This window comes from Propionibacterium ruminifibrarum, assembly GCF_900289195.1.
Lineage (GTDB): Bacteria > Actinomycetota > Actinomycetes > Propionibacteriales > Propionibacteriaceae > Propionibacterium > Propionibacterium ruminifibrarum.
The window spans coordinates 348209-369098 of sequence record NZ_OMOH01000003.1 but is presented as its reverse complement, the minus strand read 5'-3'; the positions used below and the strand labels follow the sequence as shown (position 1 = coordinate 369098).

At 64.6% G+C, this 20890-nt stretch carries 18 protein-coding genes; 4 read left to right on the top strand and 14 right to left on the bottom strand.

Translation table 11 applies throughout. From position 1 onward, the window contains the following. Nucleotides 1-352 precede the first annotated feature (352 nt). Genes PROPJV5_RS05320 through PROPJV5_RS05305 form a run of 4 tightly spaced genes read right to left on the bottom strand, consistent with a single transcriptional unit; the run spans nt 353 to nt 4063 of the window. A complete protein-coding gene (locus tag PROPJV5_RS05320; RefSeq protein ID WP_119715287.1) occupies nt 353-754 on the bottom strand; it encodes a hypothetical protein in 402 nt (133 codons plus the stop codon). A 39-nt stretch (nt 755-793) separates the two neighbouring features. After that, nucleotides 794-1657, bottom strand: coding sequence for a pyruvate formate-lyase-activating protein (gene pflA / locus PROPJV5_RS05315; RefSeq protein WP_119715286.1), 864 nt, complete (start codon nt 1655-1657; stop codon nt 794-796). Nucleotides 1658-1668: 11 nt separating this feature from the next. After that, nucleotides 1669-1920 (bottom strand): autonomous glycyl radical cofactor GrcA2, encoded by a 252-nt coding sequence (grcA2, locus tag PROPJV5_RS13025; RefSeq protein WP_119715285.1) that lies wholly within the window; start codon nt 1918-1920, stop codon nt 1669-1671. A gap of 37 nt (nt 1921-1957) precedes the next feature. Next, nucleotides 1958-4063: a pyruvate formate lyase family protein gene (locus tag PROPJV5_RS05305; RefSeq protein WP_275403698.1), complete on the bottom strand. Its 2106-nt coding sequence runs from the start codon at nt 4061-4063 to the stop codon at nt 1958-1960. A 334-nt stretch (nt 4064-4397) separates the two neighbouring features. On the opposite strand from PROPJV5_RS05305, the gene PROPJV5_RS05300 reads away from it, so the two are divergent. The 3 genes from PROPJV5_RS05300 to PROPJV5_RS05290 all read left to right on the top strand — a co-directional run bounded on the left by PROPJV5_RS05300 (nt 4398) and on the right by PROPJV5_RS05290 (nt 6690). After that, nucleotides 4398-4775 carry an NUDIX domain-containing protein gene (locus PROPJV5_RS05300; RefSeq protein ID WP_119715320.1) on the top strand — a complete coding sequence of 126 codons (378 nt, stop codon included), beginning with the start codon at nt 4398-4400 and terminating at the stop codon, nt 4773-4775. A gap of 120 nt (nt 4776-4895) precedes the next feature. Beyond that, on the top strand, nt 4896-5858 hold the full coding sequence (locus PROPJV5_RS05295) for an N-acetylglucosamine kinase (RefSeq protein WP_119715283.1): 963 nt from the start codon (nt 4896-4898) through the stop codon (nt 5856-5858). A gap of 112 nt (nt 5859-5970) precedes the next feature. Beyond that, nucleotides 5971-6690: a GntR family transcriptional regulator gene (locus PROPJV5_RS05290; RefSeq protein ID WP_119715319.1), complete on the top strand. Its 720-nt coding sequence runs from the start codon at nt 5971-5973 to the stop codon at nt 6688-6690. 152 nt (nt 6691-6842) lie between these two features. Here the strand turns inward: PROPJV5_RS05290 and PROPJV5_RS05285 are convergent, their stop codons facing one another. The 9 genes from PROPJV5_RS05285 to PROPJV5_RS05245 form a co-directional block, all read right to left on the bottom strand. Further along, nucleotides 6843-8117, bottom strand: a complete 1275-nt coding sequence (locus PROPJV5_RS05285; protein ID WP_182858581.1) for an MFS transporter — start codon at nt 8115-8117, stop codon at nt 6843-6845. A 5-nt stretch (nt 8118-8122) separates the two neighbouring features. Beyond that, nucleotides 8123-9130: a 3-hydroxyacyl-CoA dehydrogenase family protein gene (locus PROPJV5_RS05280; protein ID WP_119715281.1), complete on the bottom strand. Its 1008-nt coding sequence runs from the start codon at nt 9128-9130 to the stop codon at nt 8123-8125. A 317-nt stretch (nt 9131-9447) separates the two neighbouring features. Next, nucleotides 9448-10383, bottom strand: a complete 936-nt coding sequence (locus tag PROPJV5_RS05275; protein WP_119715280.1) for a sugar phosphate isomerase/epimerase family protein — start codon at nt 10381-10383, stop codon at nt 9448-9450. Between the two features lie 264 nt (nt 10384-10647). Continuing rightward, the gene (locus tag PROPJV5_RS05270) at nt 10648-12315 is read right to left on the bottom strand and encodes a ribulokinase (protein WP_119715279.1); all 1668 of its coding nucleotides are present in this window, start codon (nt 12313-12315) and stop codon (nt 10648-10650) included. A gap of 119 nt (nt 12316-12434) precedes the next feature. After that, nucleotides 12435-13793, bottom strand: coding sequence for a sn-glycerol-1-phosphate dehydrogenase (locus tag PROPJV5_RS05265; protein ID WP_119715318.1), 1359 nt, complete (start codon nt 13791-13793; stop codon nt 12435-12437). A gap of 25 nt (nt 13794-13818) precedes the next feature. Continuing rightward, nucleotides 13819-15378, bottom strand: coding sequence for an FGGY-family carbohydrate kinase (locus tag PROPJV5_RS05260; protein ID WP_119715278.1), 1560 nt, complete (start codon nt 15376-15378; stop codon nt 13819-13821). 59 nt (nt 15379-15437) lie between these two features. Beyond that, nucleotides 15438-16295 (bottom strand): HAD-IIA family hydrolase, encoded by an 858-nt coding sequence (locus PROPJV5_RS05255; RefSeq protein ID WP_119715277.1) that lies wholly within the window; start codon nt 16293-16295, stop codon nt 15438-15440. A 43-nt stretch (nt 16296-16338) separates the two neighbouring features. After that, nucleotides 16339-17418 (bottom strand): DUF7973 family transport facilitator, encoded by a 1080-nt coding sequence (locus tag PROPJV5_RS05250; protein WP_119715276.1) that lies wholly within the window; start codon nt 17416-17418, stop codon nt 16339-16341. A 610-nt stretch (nt 17419-18028) separates the two neighbouring features. Further along, nucleotides 18029-18865 carry a DeoR/GlpR family DNA-binding transcription regulator gene (locus PROPJV5_RS05245; RefSeq protein WP_119715275.1) on the bottom strand — a complete coding sequence of 279 codons (837 nt, stop codon included), beginning with the start codon at nt 18863-18865 and terminating at the stop codon, nt 18029-18031. 448 nt (nt 18866-19313) lie between these two features. Between PROPJV5_RS05245 and PROPJV5_RS05240 the strand changes: the two genes are divergently transcribed. Further along, nucleotides 19314-20027 carry a GntR family transcriptional regulator gene (locus PROPJV5_RS05240; protein ID WP_239018401.1) on the top strand — a complete coding sequence of 238 codons (714 nt, stop codon included), beginning with the start codon at nt 19314-19316 and terminating at the stop codon, nt 20025-20027. 24 nt (nt 20028-20051) lie between these two features. On the opposite strand, the gene PROPJV5_RS05235 is transcribed toward PROPJV5_RS05240, so the two are convergent. Beyond that, nucleotides 20052-20885, bottom strand: coding sequence for an HpcH/HpaI aldolase family protein (locus PROPJV5_RS05235; RefSeq protein WP_119715316.1), 834 nt, complete (start codon nt 20883-20885; stop codon nt 20052-20054). Between the last annotated feature and the right edge of the window lie 5 nt (nt 20886-20890).

The following is a 20890-nucleotide window of genomic DNA, read 5'->3' as shown; positions in this document are numbered from 1 at the left end:
GATCATGATGAACGCATCCACACCAATCGGCGAACCAACCGTCCACGCATGATAAGCCAACACCTGCATCATGCACACCGCACGCAAACCCTGAATATCCCCACGGCGCGCCGTGGCAGCGGTGGTCTGCGCGGGCGTACCTGCGGGCAGGGCGATGGAACTGTGGGCCACTCGACGCGCCTATCTTCTCGGGGAACGGTACGGCTGCCTCGCTGGGCGCCGCGCAGCGCATCAGGTGGGGCACTGCTTGGAACCTTGTTCATCTTACCGGACAGGCTGTCACCGAACCGGTCCTTGCCGGATCACGGTGGGACCCGCTCGGCCGGGGCCGCTGCGCCGAGGGCCTGCTGGTTCAGGCCAGGTGCTCGAAGACGCCCTCGCCGGGGTACCAGGACTCCCAGCGGCTGTCGCCCACGCGCAGGCTCGCGATCTCGACGGGGGCTTCGCCGGGGTCGGGGTCGATGCGGATCTCGCCGTTGTCCACGCGGATGCGCAGGCCCTCCCCGGCGCGTCCGGAAACGGCGACCACCTCGTGGCCCCCGAGTCTGCGGAAGGCGTCGGCGTAGCCGAGGTCCTGGCCCCGCCAGAGGCGTCCTTCGTAGCTGATGTGGGGAAGCACCTCGATGTTCATGGATGCCCCGTCGAACTGGAGCTGTACGTAGTCGTCGAGCACGAACGCGACCGAGACGAGCCGGTCACCGACGAGATGGCGGAGCAGTTCATCGGAGGTCTGAGACTCACGGGGTGTGCTCACGGTTCCCTGTCTACCAGCATGCGCACCTCGTGGGCCAGCTCAGTACACCGTCAGGCCCTTGGAGCGGAAGATGTCGCGGGTGGCCTCGAGCTGGTCACGGGTCGGGGCCGGGGTGTTCTCGAGCTTGTAGTCCAGGCCCAGGTCGTGCCACTTGTCACGGCCCATCTGGTGGAAGCCGAGCACCTCGGTGCGCGTGACGTTCGGCCACTTCGCGACGATGTCGGCCACTGCGGCCACGTTGGCGGGGTCATGGGTCAGGCCGGGCACGTCGACGAAACGGACCCACACCTGCGTCCCCCTGGCCGCCAGCCGGTCGCCGAAGGCCAGGGTCGGGGCCAGTGCCCGCCCGGTGACCTCCTCGTACAGGTCCGGGTCACCTGCCTTCACGTCGAGCAGCACCAGATCGATGTCCTCGAGCATCTCGTCGGTGCAGGAGGCGCCGAGAAAACCGGACGTGTCGATGCAGGTGTGGATGCCCCTCTGCTTGGCGCCGTGCAGCAGCCGTGCCGCGAAGGGGGCCTGCATGAGCACTTCACCGCCGGACAGGGTGAGGCCGCCGCCGGTGGCGTTGAAGACCCCGCGGTAGCGGCTGACACGCTTGAGCATGTCCTCCACGGCCACGAGCTGGCCCCTGGCCATGAAGAAGGTGTCGGGGTTGTGGCAGTACTGGCACCGCAGCGGGCAGCCGGCGAAGAAGACGGTCATGCGGGTGCCCGGCCCGTCGACGGCGGTGACGAGCTCCCAGGAGTGGATCGACCCGACGGTGCCCTCGCGCATCGCCTCCAGGCGAGCGCCGCGGGGCAGGTCCTCGGTGGTGATCCCATCGAGGCCTGCCCCGTGAAGACGCCGGGCCGGGGACTTGAAGGAGTTGTCCCCGGCCGGCGTGATCGTGTCAGCGGTCATTGGTTGGCGTGTCAGGCCGACTGGTGGAAGGTGCGGCTCAGCACGTCGAGCTGCTGCTCCCTGGTGAGCTTGACGAAGTTCACCGCGTAGCCCGAGACGCGGACGGTGAGGTTCGGGTACTTCTCGGGATGCTCGATGGCGTCCTCGAGGGTCTCACGGTTCAGCACGTTGATGTTGGCGTGGTACAGGCCATCGGTCGCGCCGGAGGCCTCGCGGTTGGCCTTCATGTCGGCGACGCGTTCGGCGTAGGTCTTGACGGACATGTTCTTTCTATCTCCTCTGGTTCAGATGTCGGGGCTGTCAGTACTCGTTGCAGTCGTTGGGGAGGAAGCCGGCGTCAAGGATGCCGACCAGGTTGCTGACCTGCTCCTCCTTGTCGCGGCCGAGCCCGGTGGGGGTGATGGTGTTCGTCAGCGAGATGCCGTCGAGCGCATCGTTGTAGTCCAGCTTGCCCACCGACAGCATGGAGGCGACCATGCCGTGCGTGTCCATCCCGTTCTCCGGGTTGGCGCCGGGGGCGAAGGGCGTGCCCTTCTCGTGGCCGGAGGGGAAGGAGCCGGTGGCCTTGCCGTAGACGACGTTCGAGGTGATCGTCAGCACGGACTGGGTCGGGATGGCGTCGCGGTAGAGCTCGATCTCGCGGATCTTGCTCATGATCGTGTGGACGACGGTCGAGGCGATCTCGTCGGCGCGGTCGTCGTCGTTGCCGTACTTGGGGAAGTCGCCCTCGGTGATGTAGTCGACCACGAGGCCGGTCTCGTCGCGTACCGGGGTCACCGTGGCGTACTTGATGGCGGAAAGGGAGTCCGCGACGATCGACAGGCCGGCGATGCCGCAGCCCAGGGTGCGCACGATGTCGGAGTCGTGCAGGGCCATCTCGATGGCCTCGTACGCGTAACGATCGTGGCAGTAGTGGATGATGTTCAGGGCCTCGACGTAGGTGCCGACGACCCAGTCGAGCATCTTCTCGTAGCGGTTCCACACGTCGTCGAAGTCGAGCGGGCCGTCACCGGAGACCGGCTCGAAGCCCTCGGCGACGAGCTTGCCGCTCATCTCGTCGCGTCCGCCGTTGATGGCGTAGAGCAGGGCCTTCGCCGAGTTCACGCGGGCGCCGAAGAACTGCATCTGCTTGCCGACCCGCATCGGGGACACGCAGCAGGCGATGGCCGCGTCGTCACCCCAGTGGGCGCGGATGTCCTTGTCGGACTCGTACTGGATGGCGCTGGTCTCGATCGAGATGGCGGCGCAGAAGTCCTTGTACCCCTTCGGGAGACCCTTGTCCCAGAAAATCGTGATGTTCGGCTCGGGGGCCGGGCCGAGGTTGCGCAGCGTCTGGAGCAGACGGAAGGAGGTCTTGGTGACCATGGCGCGGCCGTCGTCACCGAAGCCGGCATCGGACCAGGTGGCCCAGTAGGGGTCACCGGAGAAGATCTGGTCGTAGTCGATGGTGCGCAGGAAACGCACGATGCGCAGCTTGAGGACGATCGCGTCGATCATCTCCTGGGCATCGGACTCGGTGATGAGACCGGCCTTGAGGTCGCGCTCGAAGTAGCAGTCGAGGAAGGCGGACAGCCGGCCGATCGACATGGCGGCACCGTCCTGGGACTTCACCGAGGCCAGGTAGCCGAAGTACGTCCACTGGACGGCCTCCTTGGCGTTCTTGGCGGGCACGGAGATGTCGAAGCCGTAACCGGCGGCCATCTTCTTGAGCTTCTTGAGGGCCTTGATCTGCTCGGAGTGCTCCTCGCGGTAACGGGCCCAGTGTTCGCTGAAGGGCTGGTCGGCGACCTTGTCCTTGTCGGCCTGCTTCCACTCGATCAGCTTGTCGACGCCGTAGAGGGCGACGCGACGGTAGTCGCCGATGATCCGGCCGCGCCCGTAGGCGTCGGGCAGACCGGTGATGATGTGGGAGCTGCGGGCGGCACGAATACGGGGGGTGTAGATGTCGAAGACGGCCTCGTTGTGCGTCTTGCGGTACTTGGTGAAGATCTCCTTGACCCGGGGATCGACTTCCTTGCCGGCCTCCCCGATGGCGGTCTCGACCATGCGCCAGCCACCATTGGGCATCATGGCGCGCTTGAGCGGCACGTCGGTCTGCAGGCCGACGATCACGTCGTCGTCCTCGCTGATGTAGCCGGGCCCGAAGGCGTCCACATCGTTCGGAGTGTGGGTGTCGACGTCGTAGACGCGACGCTTGCGCTCCTCGCTCAGGTAGTTCTTCTCCAGGTGGTCCCACACGCGGAGGGTCTTCTCCGTGGGGCCTTCGAGGAAGGAGGCGTCTCCTTCATAAGGGGTGTAGTTGCGCTGGATGAAATCGCGCACGTCAATGGCCTCAGTCCAGGGGCCGGTGACGAAGTCATGCCAGGGGTTCTCGGTCTGAACTGTGCCGGCTTCAGCGATGGTCACGGATTGCCTTTCTGTTGGTCCAGTACGCCTGGGGGATCTTCCCTCGGCCGTACCTGTGCCGCGAACGGACCCTGTCAGTATGACATTTTTGGTGGTCATACCGGTACTTCCAGCGCCAACGCGTGCGGTACCGGATGCCCGCGACGATGGAGTTCAGATTAGGCTTCGCCATCTCGCCTGGCCACCCGATGCCATCCCTTGACCGTTCGCCACGAGTGAGACCTCTGCCACCCGCCCCACGGACGCCGTCGACACCGCCATCCCGGGTAACCTCGCAACGGATCCGGCATGAGGAGCAGACGTGAAGGTTTTCGAGTTGGCCGCGGTTGCGTTGCTGCGGGGCCACGAGGTGCTGAACGTGCGCAAGCGCGGAACCGATCACGTCATCCTGCCGGGCGGCAAGATCGAGCCCGGCGAGAGCACCCTCGATGCGGTGTTGCGCGAAGCCACCGAGGAACTACGCATCGACCTCGACCCGGAGGCCCTCGAACTGCTGGGCGACTTCGACTCAGCCCCGGCCAATGGCGACGCCGACAAGATCCACTGCACTGTCTACGTCGCCGACTGGCCCCGTGACGCCCTGGCCCGCACCGACCACGAGATCGCCGAGTACGAGTGGACCGATCTGCTCGACTGTACGGGCGATCCCCGCCAGGCGCCACTGCTCATCGACCACGTCATTCCCGCGCTCCGGCGGGCCGGGCGCATCTGACGCCCTGGCCACTCCACCGCATCGGGCGCGATGACATTCTCACCCGTGTGCCCCGCGATTGGGATGCCCGCATGAGCGGCCCGCGGTTGGGTTGTCGAGCCGCCTCACTAGACTCACCGTATGAGCAGTGGCGCCCTGATCGACGAGGACATGAAGCACACCGGGGACGAGGTTGTCCTGTGCGTGGATGGCGGTCAGACCGGAACCCGCACTCAGCTGAGACGGGACGGCACTGTCGTCGCCGAGACGTCACATCCGGGTGTGGTCAACGACAGGCCCCAGATCCCTCAGCTGGCCGGGTACATCCTTGAGGCGTTGCGCACCTATGACCAGCCCTGCTCCACTGTCTCGGTGGGCTCATCGGGGCTGGCCGATGACGCCGACCCCACCGAGCTGCTCTCGCTGATCCGGGATGCGGGCGTGCGCCACGTCCTCCTCGCCCACGACTCGACGACGAGTTACCTGTGTGCGATCGGCGACCAGCCCGGCGTCGTCGTGGCGGCCGGCACCGGGGTCGTCACGCTCGCCGTCGGGTTGACCAGCGTTGCCCGCGTGGATGGCTGGGGCTACCTGCTGGGCGATGCCGGCTCGGGCTACTGGATCGGACGCGCGGCACTCGACGCCGTCATGCGCGCCCATGACGGGCGCGGCCCCGCCACGGCGTTGAGCGAACAGGTCGAACGGGACTTCCCCGATCTGGAGAAGGCCTACCTGGAATTGCAGGCCGACGAGCACAAGGTGAGACGGATCGCCTCGTACGCCAAGACGGTCTCCGAACTCGCCGGCACCGACGAGGTTGCGCGGTCGATCAGCGAGGCCGCCGCCACCGAACTCGCGGTCTCGGCTGTTGCCGGGCTGCACAGGGTGGGTCAGGACGAGCGCCCCGACCCCGTGGTGGGCATGCTCGGTCAGGTCTTCCGCAACGTGGTGCTTCGTGAGCGCTTCGAACAGCTCATTCGTGAACGTTTCAGCCAGGCCAGGATCATCGACGCCTGCGGCAATGGCCTGGGGGGTTGTTTCACGATGTCCTGCATGGCTCCTGACTCTGCCCTGCGGCAGCGGGTGCATGAGGCCTTCGCGTGACCCGGCGGACGACGTCATTCACACATGATGCTCTTCGCATGAAGCGCCGCGTCTCGGTTCACCATCGGAGCGCTGTCAGCAGCCACCGCATTCCGACTTGTAACCTGTGGCCATGAAATCAGCGGCTGAGGGGCTTTCCGGCTTCAATCCCTTGTCTGCTCATGGGCTACGCGACGAGGTGTACGACGCCATTCTGGAAGTCCTCCTCGCCGGACAGCTCCCCCCGGCCTCGCCCCTGTCGATCGATGGCCTCGCCAAGTCGATGTCGGTGTCCCCCACCCCGGTCAGGGAGGCTCTGGCGCGCCTGGAACACACCGGTCTGGTCACCCGCGAGGCGCATCGTGGGTACAGGGTCGCCCCGCCGATGTCACGTGATCAGATCACCGAACTCGTGGACGCCCGTCTCGTCCTGGAGCCGAGCGCCCTGTACCGGGCCATGCAGCGCGACTCCGAGGCCTTGCTCCAATCACTTAAAAGCGCCTTCACCACTCACAAACAATGGGCCGCCAAGATGGCCGAACCGCATGCCCTTGAGGATCCCTCCCAGGTCAAGCGCTATTTCGAATCGGATTGGATGTTCCACCAGGCGATCCTCGACCACTGCGGCAACCGATACCTGAGCCGGGCTGTCAACTCACTGTCATTCAGCGTGCACCGCATGCGCCAGACTCTCGGGACGCAGGTCAGTGACGCCCCGTTCGCGATCGAGGAGCACTCTGCGATCCTCGATGCCGTTGGCACCGGCGACCCGGATGCAGCGGCCGATGCGATGACCGGGCACCTCAACAAGGTTTTGGGTCGCTGCCTGTCGGATGCTCCCGCTGAACCCTGACTGGGGTCACACACCGTCCATTCCGCCGTCCGACTGATGGAACCACCCGAGGACTGCCCCGCCGAAACGGCCGGGCTGGACCCGTCGTGATCGGGCCCAGCCTCAGCCATCATCATCTGCGGTACGCAGGTGACCCTATGCACTCGCGTCGGTCAATGCCCGGAAGATCGGCCCTTGACGGCCTTGGCCACCATGGTCCCTGCTGCCCCCAGGAACAGGACGACGGACAGGAACAGCATGCCGGCCGTCGTCGTCCCGGTTGACTGGGCAATGAGCCCCACCACATAGGGGCCGACGAAACCACCCAGATTGCCAAAGCTGTTGATCGCCGCGATACCGACCGCCGCAGTTGCCCCGATCACGTACAGGGTCGGCAGCGCCCAGAAGACTCCGGCGATCGAGTACAAGCAGAAAGCCGCGAGTGACAGGCATGCCAGCTGAGCGAGCGGTGAACTGACCAAGGCCGAAGCACCGATACCCACTGCAGCCCCGGCGAAGATGACGGCCAGCGGGATCCAGTTCTCACGGAATCGTGCCGCCCAACGCGATGTGATCCAGATTCCGATCAGCGCGAAGATATACGGCACCGCCGTAAGCAAGCCGGTGTTCATGTCGCTACTCGAGAACTTGCTGATCACTTGCGGCAACCAGTAAGACAGGCCGTAAACACCCACCGTGGAGGGGAAGAACAGCACGGCGAACAGGAGCACATTCTTGTCCAGAAGGGCTTTGAACGGGTTCTTGTGATCTGCCTGACCGAGTTCCTGCCTGTCCTTCTCCAGTTCGGCGTCGATCCAGGCAGCTTCTTCTTCGGTGATCCACGGGGCGGCGTGCGGGCTGTCGTGCAGGAGACGCAACGTCGGGATCGCGAGCAGGACGGCCACGCCACCCACGACGACGAACAGCCACTGCCAACCAACCATGCCAAGACCGGTCACGCCGAGCAGCCAGCCGGCCAACGGGCTCATGATAAGGAACGCCAGCGGCGCCGCCATGACGAAAACACCCGTCGCCTTCGTTCTGTTGCGCTGTGGGTACCACTCGGTGAGATAGTAGAGAATCCCAGGATAGAAACCAGCCTCGGCAGCCCCGAGCAGGAAGCGCAGTATGTAAAAGGAAATAGGCCCTCGGGCGGCTGCCATCAACGCAGTGATCAGTCCCCATGTCACGAGGATGCGCGCGAACCAGCGTCTGGGACCCACCTTCGGCAGGACCCAGTTACTCGGCACCTCGAACAGGAAGTAGGCCAAGAAGAACAGGCCGGCACCGAAGCCATAGGCGGCCGAGTCGATACCGATGTCGGTCTCCATGTGCAGCTGAGCAAAACCCACTGCCGAGCGGTCCACGTAGGCAGCCGTGTACAGGACCATGACGAACGGAATGATCCGCAAGGTGATCTTGCGTGTCAGAGCCTTCTCGAACTCCATGATCATCACTCCTGAGGATGTAACGCCTCGAACTGATCCCGATCGTCGACCTTGACTCCCTCGGGAGCGGGGCCGAGTTCGGCGAGAAGCTCCGACATGCGCGCGTACGCCTTGTTGCGATAGGCGATCAGGGCTGTCTTGGTCTCGTCATCGAAGTCTCCGGTGATTCCCTTGCCGTTCTTGACGCCCAGGCGGCCGGCAGCGACCGCATCGGAGAGCATCTTCGGGGTGGCAAGCCGGGACCCATAGGCTTCCTCGAAGGTCTTGAAGCAGTTGGCATAGACATCCAAACCAGCCTGGTCAGCAATGGCAAAGGGGCCGAAGAAGCCCAAGCGGAAGCCAAAGGTTGTCCGTACGATGACATCAACGTCCTCGGGCGTCGCAACGCCTTCTTCGACGCACGCAGTCGCCTCCTTGAGCAGGGCGTATTGCAGACGGTTCAGGACCATTCCGGGACGGTCGGCGACTTGGGCCCCTTGCCGCCCACAGCGCTTCAGCACATCCTTGACGAGGGCGACGGTCTCAGGGGTCGTCGCCTCACCCACGACCAACTCCACCCCTGGAATGAACGGCGCCGGGTTGGAGAAGTGCACCGTCATGAACCGTTCAGGATGGTCAACCGCCGGCGCCAGAACGTGCACTGGAATGGTCGACGTGTTCGTTCCGATGATGGCATCAGGACGAGCATGTGTCGAGATCCGTTCAAGAACGGGCATCTTGACATCCGGCCTCTCGAAAACTGCCTCCTCGATGAAATCCGCGTCACCGACCGCCTCCTCAATGGTTGTGCCGCAGACGAGATTCGCCTTGATGATTTCGACACTCCCCGGCTTGTAGAGCCCTTGATCCTCAAAATCCTGAGCCTCGGAGAGCAGCCGGGCGAACTGCTTCTTCGTCAGTTCGGGGTCACCGTCGACGACAGTGACTTTCATACCGGCCAGGGCCAAGCTCTGAGCGATGCCACCGCCCATGTACCCTGCGCCGACAACGGTTACACTATTGATTGTCTTCACCGAAAACTCCTTGTTTGCATACTTGAACGAACAGAATCAACAGGGGAAATGGGCGCAAAAACTGCGCCCACAGCGATAGAAGTTGTTGCGTCCCACGAATGAGGCACAACCCAAGGCTCACGCCAAGATTTCACACCGTGACCATCGGCCACAATCACTCAATTGGTGGGCATCGTCGCCCTCCAGACCCAAGATGGCTTGCCGACAAGAATCCAACGGCGCGTCAGGCCAGCCACCCGTTCATGGATCTTCCCCCTCAACCCGTCTCCACCCGGGTTGCCTCGCGATCGAACCCCAGCAAAGATTCCTCATGGAAACTACTTGTCACGCCCGAAAGAGCGCAAGGCTCCCCTCAAGACCTGCCTGATGTATTCAGCGTTCTCGGCGCCCACCCCAAGCCAATCCGAGCCATAGTGTTCGGTCATGAAGGGGCCGTCATATCCCACTTGGATTGCCCGTCTGATCACCGCTCGGTAATTCACGACGCCGTACTTGAGCGGCACGGGCGCTGACATGTACGCACCGGTGACGTCATCCTCGTCGCGGATGTAGCTCTTGATGTGCCAGTAGTTCGAGAGCGGAAGAAGTCTCTCGTACATCTCCTCACCCTTCGGCATGGGCCGGTGCAACCTGATCAGGTTTCCCAGGTCGGGGTTGATCCCGACAGCAGGATGATCAACGTCATGGTGGAACTGCAGAGCACCGTCGACGGTGCCGATGAACGTGTCCTCGTACATCTCCAGACTGATCTGCAGGCCCAGACGCTGGGCGTGGTCAGCGAGTTCCCTGACCCGCTCCACTGCGAGGTCATACAACCCCGGGTCATCGTGGTGCCCGTCAGCCAGCCAGAACCACAACGCCTCCTTCTGGGGCTCCGTGAGCTCCTGCTGGAAGCCGATGTTGACGATGGTGGCGCCGAGCGCCGAGGCCCTGTCGATGGTGCGGTGCACGAGCGCGAGGTTCTCATCACCCCTGTCCGCATCGATGACGCTGTTCCGCCCGATCGACATGGCCGGGCAGGCCAGGCCGGTCTCGTCGAGCAGCACTTGGAACTGTGCGAACCGTTCCTCGCTGATGTCGGCGAGGGGGATCCAGTCGTCCATGGGGTCGAAGTGCTTGAACCCCAGTTCGGCGACTTGGAGGAGCTGATCCCGCCAGATCTCCAGCGGGGCCTCCGCGATGGGGGTGCCGTCCTCGGCGAGTGGTCCGAAGTTCATCTTGCAGGCGATGGGCCATGCATCAGCCGTGTACATCTGGTCCTCTCCCGTCCGATCACCGTTGGTCGGACGTCATGAGACGATCATAGATCATATATTCTATTTGTCCATAGCTTCCGGCGAGCCCAGATCGCCATGGCACCGGCTCAGTTCTTCGTTCAGTGGCAGCGGTACAGGACCGGCCGGAGCTTCAGAGTCCATCGACAGTGCGCTGCTCAACGACATGGCTGGGCCCCCGCCTTGATGACGGGGGCCCAGTGCCTCGCGCTCTGGCCGCTGCTGCGCAGGCCAGTCAGATCACTATGCAGAAGCTGCCCGGGCCTGCGCCCGGAGGCTCTTCAACCGGTGCATGACCTCGTTGCCGCCTCGGCCGAAGTAGTCGTACAGCCTGCTGTACTCCGCATACAGCAGGTCATACTGATCCGCGCGGGCCTCGTCGGGCAGGTAGACGCCCTCCTTCTTCGCCCCCATGGCAGCCGAAGCAGCCTTGACATCGGGATACTCCCCTGCCGCGACGGTGGCGAAGATGGCCGAGCCGAGGGCGCCGGGCTGCTCGGCGGTACCGACCGAGAGGGGACGACGGCAGACGTCGGCAAGGATCTGCATGAACAGGCGGTTCCTGGTCAGGCCGCCGGCCACGACGAGTTCTTCGATGTCGATCCCCGCCGAGACGAAGGCCTCGATGATCGTCCTGGCCCCGAAGGCGCAGGACTCGAGCAGGGCTCGATACTGGTCCTCGGGCGTCGTGGTGAGACTCGTGCCCAGCATGAGGCCGGACAACTGTGCGTCCATGAGGGTTGAGCGGTTGCCGTTGTGCCAGTCCAAGGCCACCAGTCCGTGGGCGCCGACCGGCTGATGCTCGCACTTGCGGGTGAGCAGTTCGTGCACCGGGATGCCCAGCTCGTCGGCCTCGGCCTGGTACCGGGCGGGGACGCAGGTGTCGACGAACCAGGCGAAGATGTCGCCGGCTGCGGTCTGGCCCGCCTCGAAACCCCAGGAGCCGTCGACGATCCCCCCATCGACGATCCCGAAGATGCCGGCTACCGGAGCAGGTGTCGGCCATGAGAGCAGGTAGCAGACCGACGTTCCCATGATGGCCGTCATGACACCGTCCTCGACGCCCTGCACCGCCGGGCCGGTGACATGGGCGTCGATGTTCCCGCTGGCCACTGCGATGCCGGCCGGCAACCCGAGTCTGGACGCCACCTCCGGCAGCAGGCCACCGACGTTGTGGCCGAGGGGCAGGACCGGTGCGTTCATCTTCTCGTCGTAGACGTTCTCCAGACCCGGGTTCACCTGGCGCAGGAAGTCCCTGGACGGGTACCGGCCGTCCTGGAGGATGCGTTTGTAGCCGGACGAGCCCGCTGAGAAGGTCAACCGGCCGGTCAGGTGCCAGGTGAGCCAGTCCATGGCCTCGCAGAAGACGTCCGTGGCCGCATAGACCTCGGGAGCACACTCCAGGGTCTCGGCGACCTTGGGCAGCAGCATCTCGGAGTTGAGCACGCCGCCATAGCGGCTCAGCCACTCCTCGCCTCGCTCAGTGGCGACATCGACGATGCGCCGGGCCTGCTCGACGGCACCATGGTGCTTCCACAGCTTCACCCAGGCGTGCGGGTTGTCCGCGAACTGCGGCAGCTCGCACACCGGGGTGCCCTCGGCGGTGGCTGCCACGACGGTCGCCGAGGTGAAGTCCAGGCCCACGCCGATGATGTCGGCCGGTTCGACGCCCGAGTCGGCCACGGCCGCGGGGACCGTCTCGTAGAGTGCGGTGAGGTAGTCGCTCGGGTCCTGCAGCGCGAAGTCTGGTGGCAGTTCCTGCCCGTTCGCCGCGGTCAGTCTCGTGTCCATCACGGCATGCGGGTACTCGCAGACCGCCGTGCCGACCATCTCACCGTCACTGACGCGAACCACGGCGGCTCGGCCGGACAGGGTACCGAAATCCAGTCCCACTACATATTTCTCAGTCATGTTTCCTCCTCGTCGAGAAACAGGGGCAGGGTTGCCGAGCTGCTCGGTCATCCGGGTACCGGGCCGGGCGGATCGACCCTCCGGCCCGCCGATGACGTGCCCGGCACCCGGCGTGCCAGTCACTCGGCCCAGGGACGCCGCCCCCAGAAGCCATCGGGCGCAAACAATCGGTCGACCTGTTCATCGAGCACGCCGAGCTCGAACAGGGCATCGGGCAGGGTGTAACGGCTGCGGATCATGCGGCAGCGCAGATAGGTGTCCCGGAAGCGCTGACGGCTCAGGCCGATCTGCTGCGGGTGCCAGTAGGCCCCCACCTGCTTGAGAATCGCCTCGGCCCGTTCCGGCGGGATGATCTGCGCCCGGGTCCGCTCCGTGATCGTGGGCCACCTGTCCTTGATCAGCTCGATGCGTCCGCGCAGTTCGTCAGCGGTGAGGTACTTGTCGAGTGTCTGCTTGACGGCCGGCTCCACCATGTTCCCGGTGAACCAGGAACGCACGAAGGCCTCGGTGTCCTCGCGGCTGCGCCACCGGGCGACGACTTCCTCGGTGTCGATGCTCGAGACGTCGAGGTCGACGGCGTTCTGCCACAGCGCAAGGGTGGCCAGCGTGCCCAGCCCCACCTTGAAGCCGTGGGTCAGCGGCGGGTCCTCGTCCATGCCAAGATGCTCCATCTCCCAGACGTGTGAGAAGAGGTGGCCGGCTCCGGAGGCCGGGCGGGAGCTGATGCGGTATCTCTGCATCGACAGGCCCGAGAGCACCAATCCCTCGGCAAGGGCGACGAAGGCGCCGGGTTCACGGTCGACCAGACCCTGGGGGTCGCTGATGGCGGCCTCCAACCGTCCCTGGGCCAGGTCCCAGGAGCCCTGGTCGATGGGTTCGATGCCCAGTTCATCGGCGAGGATCCAGTCCGCTCCGGCTGGGATCTTCTCGATGAGATCGCCGACGCCGGTGGCGGTGCAGCGCTGAGGCGCCGCTGCCAGGGTCGGCAGGTCGACGACGAGGCCCTGGGGCGCGCGGCAGGTCAACGTCGTCTTGAACCCGTCGACCGACAGCGAGGCGCCGAACGCCGCATAGCCGTCCATCGACGCCGCGGTGCACACGACGAGATAACGCCGCCCCAGCTCGTCACTGGCCCTCTTCACGAGGTCGTTGAGCGTCCCCGAGCCGACGACGACGGCATTCGCATCGAGTGGCGCGAGGAATTCCCGCAGCAACTCGACGTTCTCGTACTTGGCGTAGACGCTGGGGCTGCCCGGGAAGACGTACGGCTCGGCGAGTTCGACGCCTGCGTCCTTGAGCGATGCGCTCACCTGCTCACCGGCCGCCGCCCAGGTGTTCTCATCGGCGATGATGACACCCCTGGCCTGACCGAAGAGTTCCCTGAACATGGGGCCCGTCGCCGCGAGCACCCCATCGCCCATCACGACCCTGTCGGTGTCGTCGGCGCTCGCCAGTGCCTGCTCGATCAGATCTGACATCATTGTCCCTTTCTCTCCAGACTCCTCACCTTTGCGCCTCGTGGTCCACCATGTCATGGATCATCGACCGCAACTTGGGGTACGTGTCGCAGTAGGCGTCCACGTAGAACGCGTATTCCTCGTGCAGCTCGGGGTCGGGCTCCAGGACGTCGATCTCGTGGACCATCGAGGCGGCCGCCTCGGGAAGATCCTTGTACAGCCCCGCACCCACCGCGGCAAGCATGCAGGTTCCGAGCACCACCGCGTCCCCGACCTCGGTCAGGGCGATCGGCACGCCCGAGACGTCCGCGTGCATCTGCATCCAGTCACGGCTCTTGGTCGCGCCACCGCAGGCCACCATGCGGCTGACCTCGAAACCGGCGGCCTTCATGGCGCGCAGGTTGTGCGCATTCCCGTAGCAGACCGACTCCTGAATCGCGTGATAGACGTGAGCCGGGGTGTGGGCCAGCGACAGACCCCAGACGATGCCACGGGCCTTCGAGTCCGTGTACGGCGTGCGGTTGCCCTGGAAGTACTCATTGATGATGAGCCCGTCCGAACCGGGCCGGATGCTCCTTGACTGCTCGTTGAGCACGTCGTAGGGGTTGAGGCCGACGCGCTCAGCCGCCTGGATGACGTCACGGGCGAAATTGTCGCGGAACCACTTGAGCACCGAGCCGGTGGACACCTGCGAGCCCTCGACCGTGTACTGGCCGGGCATGACGCCGTCCGTGTAGGCGCCGAAGAAGCCCTCGCCATGGATCTCCTTGTCCGACTGGCCCGTGAGGACGTGGGAGGAGCCGGTGATGAGAGCCATCTGCCCGGGCTGCAGGACGCCCAGACCGATCTGGCCCGCCCACGCGTCGGCCATGCCCTGGGCGACCGGGATACCGGGACGCAGGCCGAGCAGCTGGGCGGCGATGGTGCCGAGCTCACCGACCGGGGCGCCCAGGTCGAGGACGCGTTCGGGGATCTTGTCGAAGACGTCTCCGCAGCCGATGGTCTCGTAGAAGTCCTTCGGCCAGCCGCCCTTGTCACGGTTGTGGTACATGCGGATGGCGGCCGAGTTGATGTTGGTGGTCCACTCGCCGGTCAGCTTGTAGGTCACCCAGTCGGGCGCGTCGACCAGGTGCGCTGCCTTGGCATAGGTCTCGGGCTCGTTCTCGCGCAACCAGGCGGCCTTGAAGGGGTACCACTCGGCCGTCGCCGGGGAATGGCCACCTCCGTTGTAGAGACGGGCCACTGACCCGGACGAGTTCGCCCGTTCGGCCTGCTCGGTGGCGCGCACGTCCATCCACATGATGGCCGGGCGGAGCTCCACACCCCTGGCGTCCAGGGCGACCATCGTCAAGGTCGTGGCGTCGTAGGAGATGCCGGCGATGGCGGAAGCCGGGATACCCGAGCTCTCGAGGGCCTTGTGAGTGGAGGCCTGCAATGCCTTCCACCAGTCCTCCGGGTTCTGCTCCGCCCAGCCCGGGTGCGGGTGAGTGGTCTTGTAGGGCGTGGCGGCGAAGGTGATCGGGCGGCCTTGCAGATCGCAGATGGCCACGCGGCAGGACTCGGTGCCGTAGTCGATACCCAGCACGTAAGGGCCGTTGTCGGTCATGGGAACTCTCCTTTGAGCACGTTGACTTGCAGCGCTCCCCCGTTGGGAGCCTGCGGTTTTCAGAGGTCGTCCTCCGACCAGCCGAGTTCACCCCAGTACCGGGCAGGGATGAGGCGGTCGACGCGGTCGAGAACGTAGGTGGGCCTGTGGGCCTCGTCGAGGGCGGCGATGTCGGCCGGCGATGCCTCGCCGGTGAGCACGCACGCCGATTTCATCCCGGCGTCGAGCGCCATCTGGATGTCGGTCTGGAGGCGATCACCGACCATGACGCAGTCGGCCACGTCGACGTCCAGGCCGGACAGGGCCTCGGTGAGCATCACGGGCGAGGGCTTGCCGAAGTTCACCTGGCACGTGGTACCGGTGCAGGCCTCGATGGCGGCGGTGATGGCCGCGCAGTCGGGCTCGCCGCGCCCGCCGGGGAAGGGGCAGAAGCGGTCGGGGTTGGTCTGCACGAGGATGGCCCGTTTGTGGAACCAGATGGCGTCGAAGGCGACCTGGAGTTTGTGGTAATCGAAGGTGCGGTCGTAGGAGGCGATGACGATGTCGATCCGGGACGGGTCATCGCTCAACTCGAAGCCGGCCTCGGTGAGGGCGCGGCACAGGGGCTCCTCGGCGATCGGGAACAGGACGGCGTCCGGGTGGTTCTGCTTGAGCCAGCGGACGGTGGTCACGACGGTGTTGCAGATGTCGTCGAGCCCCGTGGGCAGCCCCAGACCGGTCAGCTTCTTCACGTACATGTCGGGATCCCTGGTGGGATTGTTCGACAGGAAGCGGACCGGGATCCGGCGTCGGCGCAATTCCTCGATCAAGCGTTTGGCACCGGGCAGCAGCTGGCTGCCGAGGTAGATCGTGCCGTCGAGGTCGAAGATGTAGGCACTGGCGAACTCGGTGGGGCTGCTCACGAGACCGTGACTCATGCGTGGTTCCCTTCTTCCTTCGTGGCGATCGGGCCGCGGGCCCTCAGGACAGCAGCGCCGCCAGTGAGACGACGAGGGTGTTGCTGATCCAGATGCACGCGGCCGGAGGATCGATGTGGCTCGTACCGCGGTTGTACCAGAGGCGGGCGGCGAACTCGCCGAGCGCTGCCGCGACGACACCGAAGAAACCCGCGATGAGGATCGCGACGAAGGCCATCAACCAGGTGTGCGAGTCCCAGGCCGAGGTGGCGGTCCAGGTGAAGGTGGCGAAGCTCTCCCCCATGAGGACGGGGAAGAACTGGACGGCGGCAAGGCCTGCGATGTTCGTCACGTGGTGCTGAACGGGCATGTTCCGGTTGGTGATGAGGAACAGGATGATGATGGCCGAGATGCCGAAACCGAAGGTGTTGGCGTTCGCTGCCGCAAGGTTGTTGGCGAAACCCTTCTCGGTGAGATGGGCACCGACGTTGGCGGCCAGGAAGAGCGCGGCGCCTCCCGCGAAGACACCGAACAGCGAGCCGATGGTGATGAGCTGCGAGGGCTTCTCCTGCCACTCGAGCCAGCGTCCGTTGGGACCGGGCTTGATCTTGGCCGGGAAGCTGGTGGCGTCGGCGTGGAAGGCCTCGGGGTTGTGCAGCGATCCCTTGAACAGGCCCTTGCCCGGAACACCGCCGAAGACGATACGAGCGAGCAGGCCGGAGCACAGGACGGTGAAGGCGACCGAGTCGGTGTGGGAACCGAACCACGGGACGTGGCTGACACCGATCTGCAAGAGGTAGCCGAAGACGCCGAAGCAGGCGCCGACGATCAGGACGCTGGGCTTGCCGAGGCCGGCCAGCGGGGAGTTGACGTCCTTGCCGTCATCGAAGTGTCCCTTGTAGCGGGCGTAGATGGCCGCCGCGACGCCGCCTGCGAAGGCGATGTGCGGCCCCATGAAGGGGCCGAAGGCCAGGTAGTCGAAGCCGAAGGTGCTGCCGGTGGCGGCGAACATGCCCCATGAGGCGAGTACGCAGAAACCGACGAGCACGAACGCGTAGTTGCCGCCGATCGCAGCGCCGACGGTTCCGCCGGCAATGGCGGCCAGCAGGCCGAAGAGGAAGACCCCCAGGGAGGTTGTGAACATCCTTGTTCCTTTGTTCGTTCAGTGGTGGACAGGGTTGCGCCCGGTGTCAGGCGTGGCGCGGGCTCACCACGTGAGGTGTGACGCGCCGACTGAATCCGTCACGGGGTGCTTACCGGGGTGGGCAGTGCGATGCGCGTAACGAGCCCCACCCACGAGAACACGTCATTAACAGCATCAGCGATACCATCATCACAAATACTGTTACGAGGCGTCATGCCCCATGGAACAACGGCCGGCCATGACTCCGAGTTCAACCCACCCCCATCAGCGGCGGCACACGAGAACCGCGGACCGAGCACCTCAGGCAACCCTAAAATCCTTGTTGGCAAGGTAATTCTCAGCGAACGATCGCCACTCGGAAGCCCGTTGGCCCTGACTGCCGGGAAGACGCCGCCCTGTACGCCAGTTGTCGCCCTGGCGAGCATCACACCCCCGGAGCGGTCCGCCATGACCTGTTCCATGACTGAACAGTAACAGCTTGGCTGAGGTATGTCACCTTTGAGAATGCTTCAAATATCATCATATATGTTAAATGCCTTGTGGGAGGCGCATAAATTGAGTCACGACGAGAGGAAACGCCGGCCCGGTGAGGGCCTCGGGGCGTCTGCCATCAGCCGCGGTGCGCGGTAACGGCCGTCTGCCTGCCGCGTCGCCCCCGGGACGCGGCCACGGTAACGGCAACACCGGCATCCTCGAGGTGCCTGAGATCAGCCTCGGGCGCCTTGTCGTCGACGATGACGTGGTCGAAGTCACTCAGCTCGGCGAACTTGAACAACGCACGACGGTTGAACTTGCTGTTGTCGATGAGCAGCACCCGTACCTCGCTGGAGCGCAGCATGGCGGCCTTGACCTCGGCCACCTCTTGGTAGGGGTGGAAGCAGGCCATCGACGAGATACCGGAGGTGGAAAGGAAGCAGTAGTCCGCGTGCATCGCCGTGATGTTCTGCACGGTGGTCGGTCCCATCAGGGCGTGGGCCCAGGCCCGGTACTCGCCGCCGGTCATGATCAGTTGCGCCAAGCGGTTCTCGGTGACCTCGCCCGCGACGAGCAGGGAGTTCGTGACGATCGTCAGCGATGACAGATCTGCCAGGGCACGAAGCAGCCAGACCGATGAACTCGAGTCGTCGAGCATGACCGAGGAACCATTGGCGACGAGTGTGGCGGCCTCGGCAGCGATGAGTCGCTTCTCGTCAGAGGCCTGTTCCAGCCGGAAGACCGCATCGGCCTCGTGCAAGCCGCTTGCGACCGCGACGACAGTGCCGTTGTGGAGTTGGACGATGTTGCTCTGCTCCAGCACCGCGATGTCGCGGTAGATCGTCATGGCGGAGACGCCGGTCAGATCGGCGAGTTCCTCGACGGTCGCCTTGCCCTTGGCTATGACCGCCTGAGCGATGGCGTACTGCCTGGCCCTGGGGCCGGAAGAGTGCCCCTCGCGGGTACCCGCCATGAGACCTCCTCCCCCGATGCGTCGCCATCAACCATACCGGGCGCTGGGCCCAGTGCCCGGGGCACGATGGGGCGACACCCCGGTCACGGCCTGGCTCATCGGCTGCCGGTGAATCTATCGTTGCTCCACACGACGGAGTGCGCTGTGGCTTCGTCAGGTGCGGGTCCTATGCCCGCCCTCGTACAGCAGAGGAGTTCTTCAGTGATCGTGCTGTTCGCCGCCCTGGTCACCTTCATCGGTGTGGTCCTCCCCCTTTTCCGCACGGACATACTCAGCGGCACGGCTCCCGGCGGACCGGAACTGACGACCGCCGCTTGAGGCGTCGCGCCGCAGTCCGGCCCGCGGACTCGTAATGAGTTGGGTTCTGGCCAGCGCGGAATCGTGGGCAACAGTCCGGGCACAGCGCGCAGACAGCTTGGTTCCTGAACAGCTGGATATGATCCGGCCCATGAGCAGCAGCCCCGACCTAGAGATGCCCCAGCTGAGGCCCATCCGGCCGCGAGGATTACGCGACGACGTCTACGACGCTCTGCTGGACATGCTCACGTCAGGGTCCTTCGAACCGAACTCGCCGCTCACGATCGATGGACTGGCGCGCTATCTCGCGGTGTCGCAGACACCAGTGAGGGAGGCCTTGGCCAGGCTCGAGGACACGGGACTGGTGCGGCGCATGGCGAACCGCGGTTATCGGGTCGCCCCGCCGATGTCAGCGGCGCAGATGTCCGAGCTGATTGAGGCCAGGCTCATCATGGAGACGAGCGCGCTCGACCGTGCGATGAGCAGAAATCTCCCAGGACTGGTCGCAGACCTCGAAACATCTTTTGCCGCCAACATTGAAGCAGCAGACAGGCTCGATGCGGAAGGCGCAATGAGTGACCGAGCGGCGATCTGGAACTATTACCATCGCGACTGGGACTTCCACCAGACGATCCTGAATCACTGCGGCAACAGGTACATCAACAGATCTGTGAACTCCTTGGGTTTCAGCGTTCATTTGATGCGGCAGACGAGTGGGACGGGCAAGGTCGATGCCCCCACGGCGATCGGGGAACACCAGACGATCTTCGATGCCGTGCGTTCAGGCGACAAGGCTGCAGCCATACATGCCATGACCCACCATCTGGCGATGGTCTCACGCCGAATGATCCCCCAGGACACCTGATAGTAGCTCTTCCCAGCATTCACATCAGCCCTTCTCGCTTTTATTTCCTGAGCCAGCTCGACGTGAATCACGAGTCGTGGTGACATCGGCAAATCTGCTCTTGCAGTCATCAAGGGAGTGCACAAGCAAATCAGTGTCAGAAGCAATCGCAAGAAGATTTGCCCCGGCTTCAAGGTAAGTGCGCGCCGTGGCCTCCTCCAACGCGATCGATCCCGCGATGAGACCAGCCCTGCGGATCTTGGACAGACATTCGCAGACGATGGAGTTGAGCTCCTCGATGGGGGGACTCCCCAGCGCGGCGCCGAGGTCAGCAGGGCCGATGAAGACACCGTCAACACCCTCAACCTGCACTATCTCATCAAGGTGGGCCAGTCCCTCGCGAGTTTCCACTTGAAGAATCACACAGAGCTGATCTTCGGTCTCCATCATGTAATTCTTGATCCTGCCCCACTGGCCTGCTCGGGCAATGGACGCTCCCACTCCCCTCGTCCCCCGGGGCGGATACCTAGTACTCGCGACAGCCATCTCGGCGTCTTCTCGGGAGTCAACCATCGGCAGCAGCAGGTTCTGTGCCCCAATGTCGAGAATCTGCTTGATAAGTACCCGGCTCGTCTCAGCGGGGCGTACAATCGGCGCCGTTCGATGAGGAGCGATAGCACGGAGTTGGGCAAGGAGACTTTCGATCCCGTTGGGCCCGTGCTCGCCGTCGATGAGCCCCCAGTCAAAATCAGCACCCGCAGCGATCTCCGTCATTGCCGGTGAGCCACTGCTCAGCCACAACCCCAGCTGAGGTTCATCGCCAACCCGAAGGCGTTCTTTCAATCGGTTAAGGGGAACGTGACTCGTTTCAGTTGACATCAGCT

Excerpts from the sequence above, each read along its gene's own strand:
- grcA2 (WP_119715285.1), bottom strand. The coding sequence starts at position 1,920 with ATGTCCGTCAAGACCTACGCCGAACGCGTCGCCGACATGAAGGCCAAC.
- PROPJV5_RS05250 (WP_119715276.1), bottom strand. The coding sequence starts at position 17,418 with ATGTTCACAACCTCCCTGGGGGTCTTCCTCTTCGGCCTGCTGGCCGCC.
- PROPJV5_RS05265 (WP_119715318.1), bottom strand. The coding sequence starts at position 13,793 with ATGTCAGATCTGATCGAGCAGGCACTGGCGAGCGCCGACGACACCGAC.
- PROPJV5_RS05245 (WP_119715275.1), bottom strand. The coding sequence starts at position 18,865 with ATGGCGGGTACCCGCGAGGGGCACTCTTCCGGCCCCAGGGCCAGGCAG.
- PROPJV5_RS05275 (WP_119715280.1), bottom strand. The coding sequence starts at position 10,383 with ATGTACACGGCTGATGCATGGCCCATCGCCTGCAAGATGAACTTCGGA.
- pflA (WP_119715286.1), bottom strand. The coding sequence starts at position 1,657 with ATGACCGCTGACACGATCACGCCGGCCGGGGACAACTCCTTCAAGTCC.
- PROPJV5_RS05255 (WP_119715277.1), bottom strand. The coding sequence starts at position 16,295 with ATGAGTCACGGTCTCGTGAGCAGCCCCACCGAGTTCGCCAGTGCCTAC.
- PROPJV5_RS05290 (WP_119715319.1), top strand. The coding sequence starts at position 5,971 with ATGAAATCAGCGGCTGAGGGGCTTTCCGGCTTCAATCCCTTGTCTGCT.
- PROPJV5_RS05270 (WP_119715279.1), bottom strand. The coding sequence starts at position 12,315 with ATGACTGAGAAATATGTAGTGGGACTGGATTTCGGTACCCTGTCCGGC.
- PROPJV5_RS05285 (WP_182858581.1), bottom strand. The coding sequence starts at position 8,117 with ATGGAGTTCGAGAAGGCTCTGACACGCAAGATCACCTTGCGGATCATT.
- PROPJV5_RS05240 (WP_239018401.1), top strand. The coding sequence starts at position 19,314 with ATGAGCAGCAGCCCCGACCTAGAGATGCCCCAGCTGAGGCCCATCCGG.
- PROPJV5_RS05295 (WP_119715283.1), top strand. The coding sequence starts at position 4,896 with ATGAGCAGTGGCGCCCTGATCGACGAGGACATGAAGCACACCGGGGAC.
- PROPJV5_RS05260 (WP_119715278.1), bottom strand. The coding sequence starts at position 15,378 with ATGACCGACAACGGCCCTTACGTGCTGGGTATCGACTACGGCACCGAG.
- PROPJV5_RS05235 (WP_119715316.1), bottom strand. The coding sequence starts at position 20,885 with ATGTCAACTGAAACGAGTCACGTTCCCCTTAACCGATTGAAAGAACGC.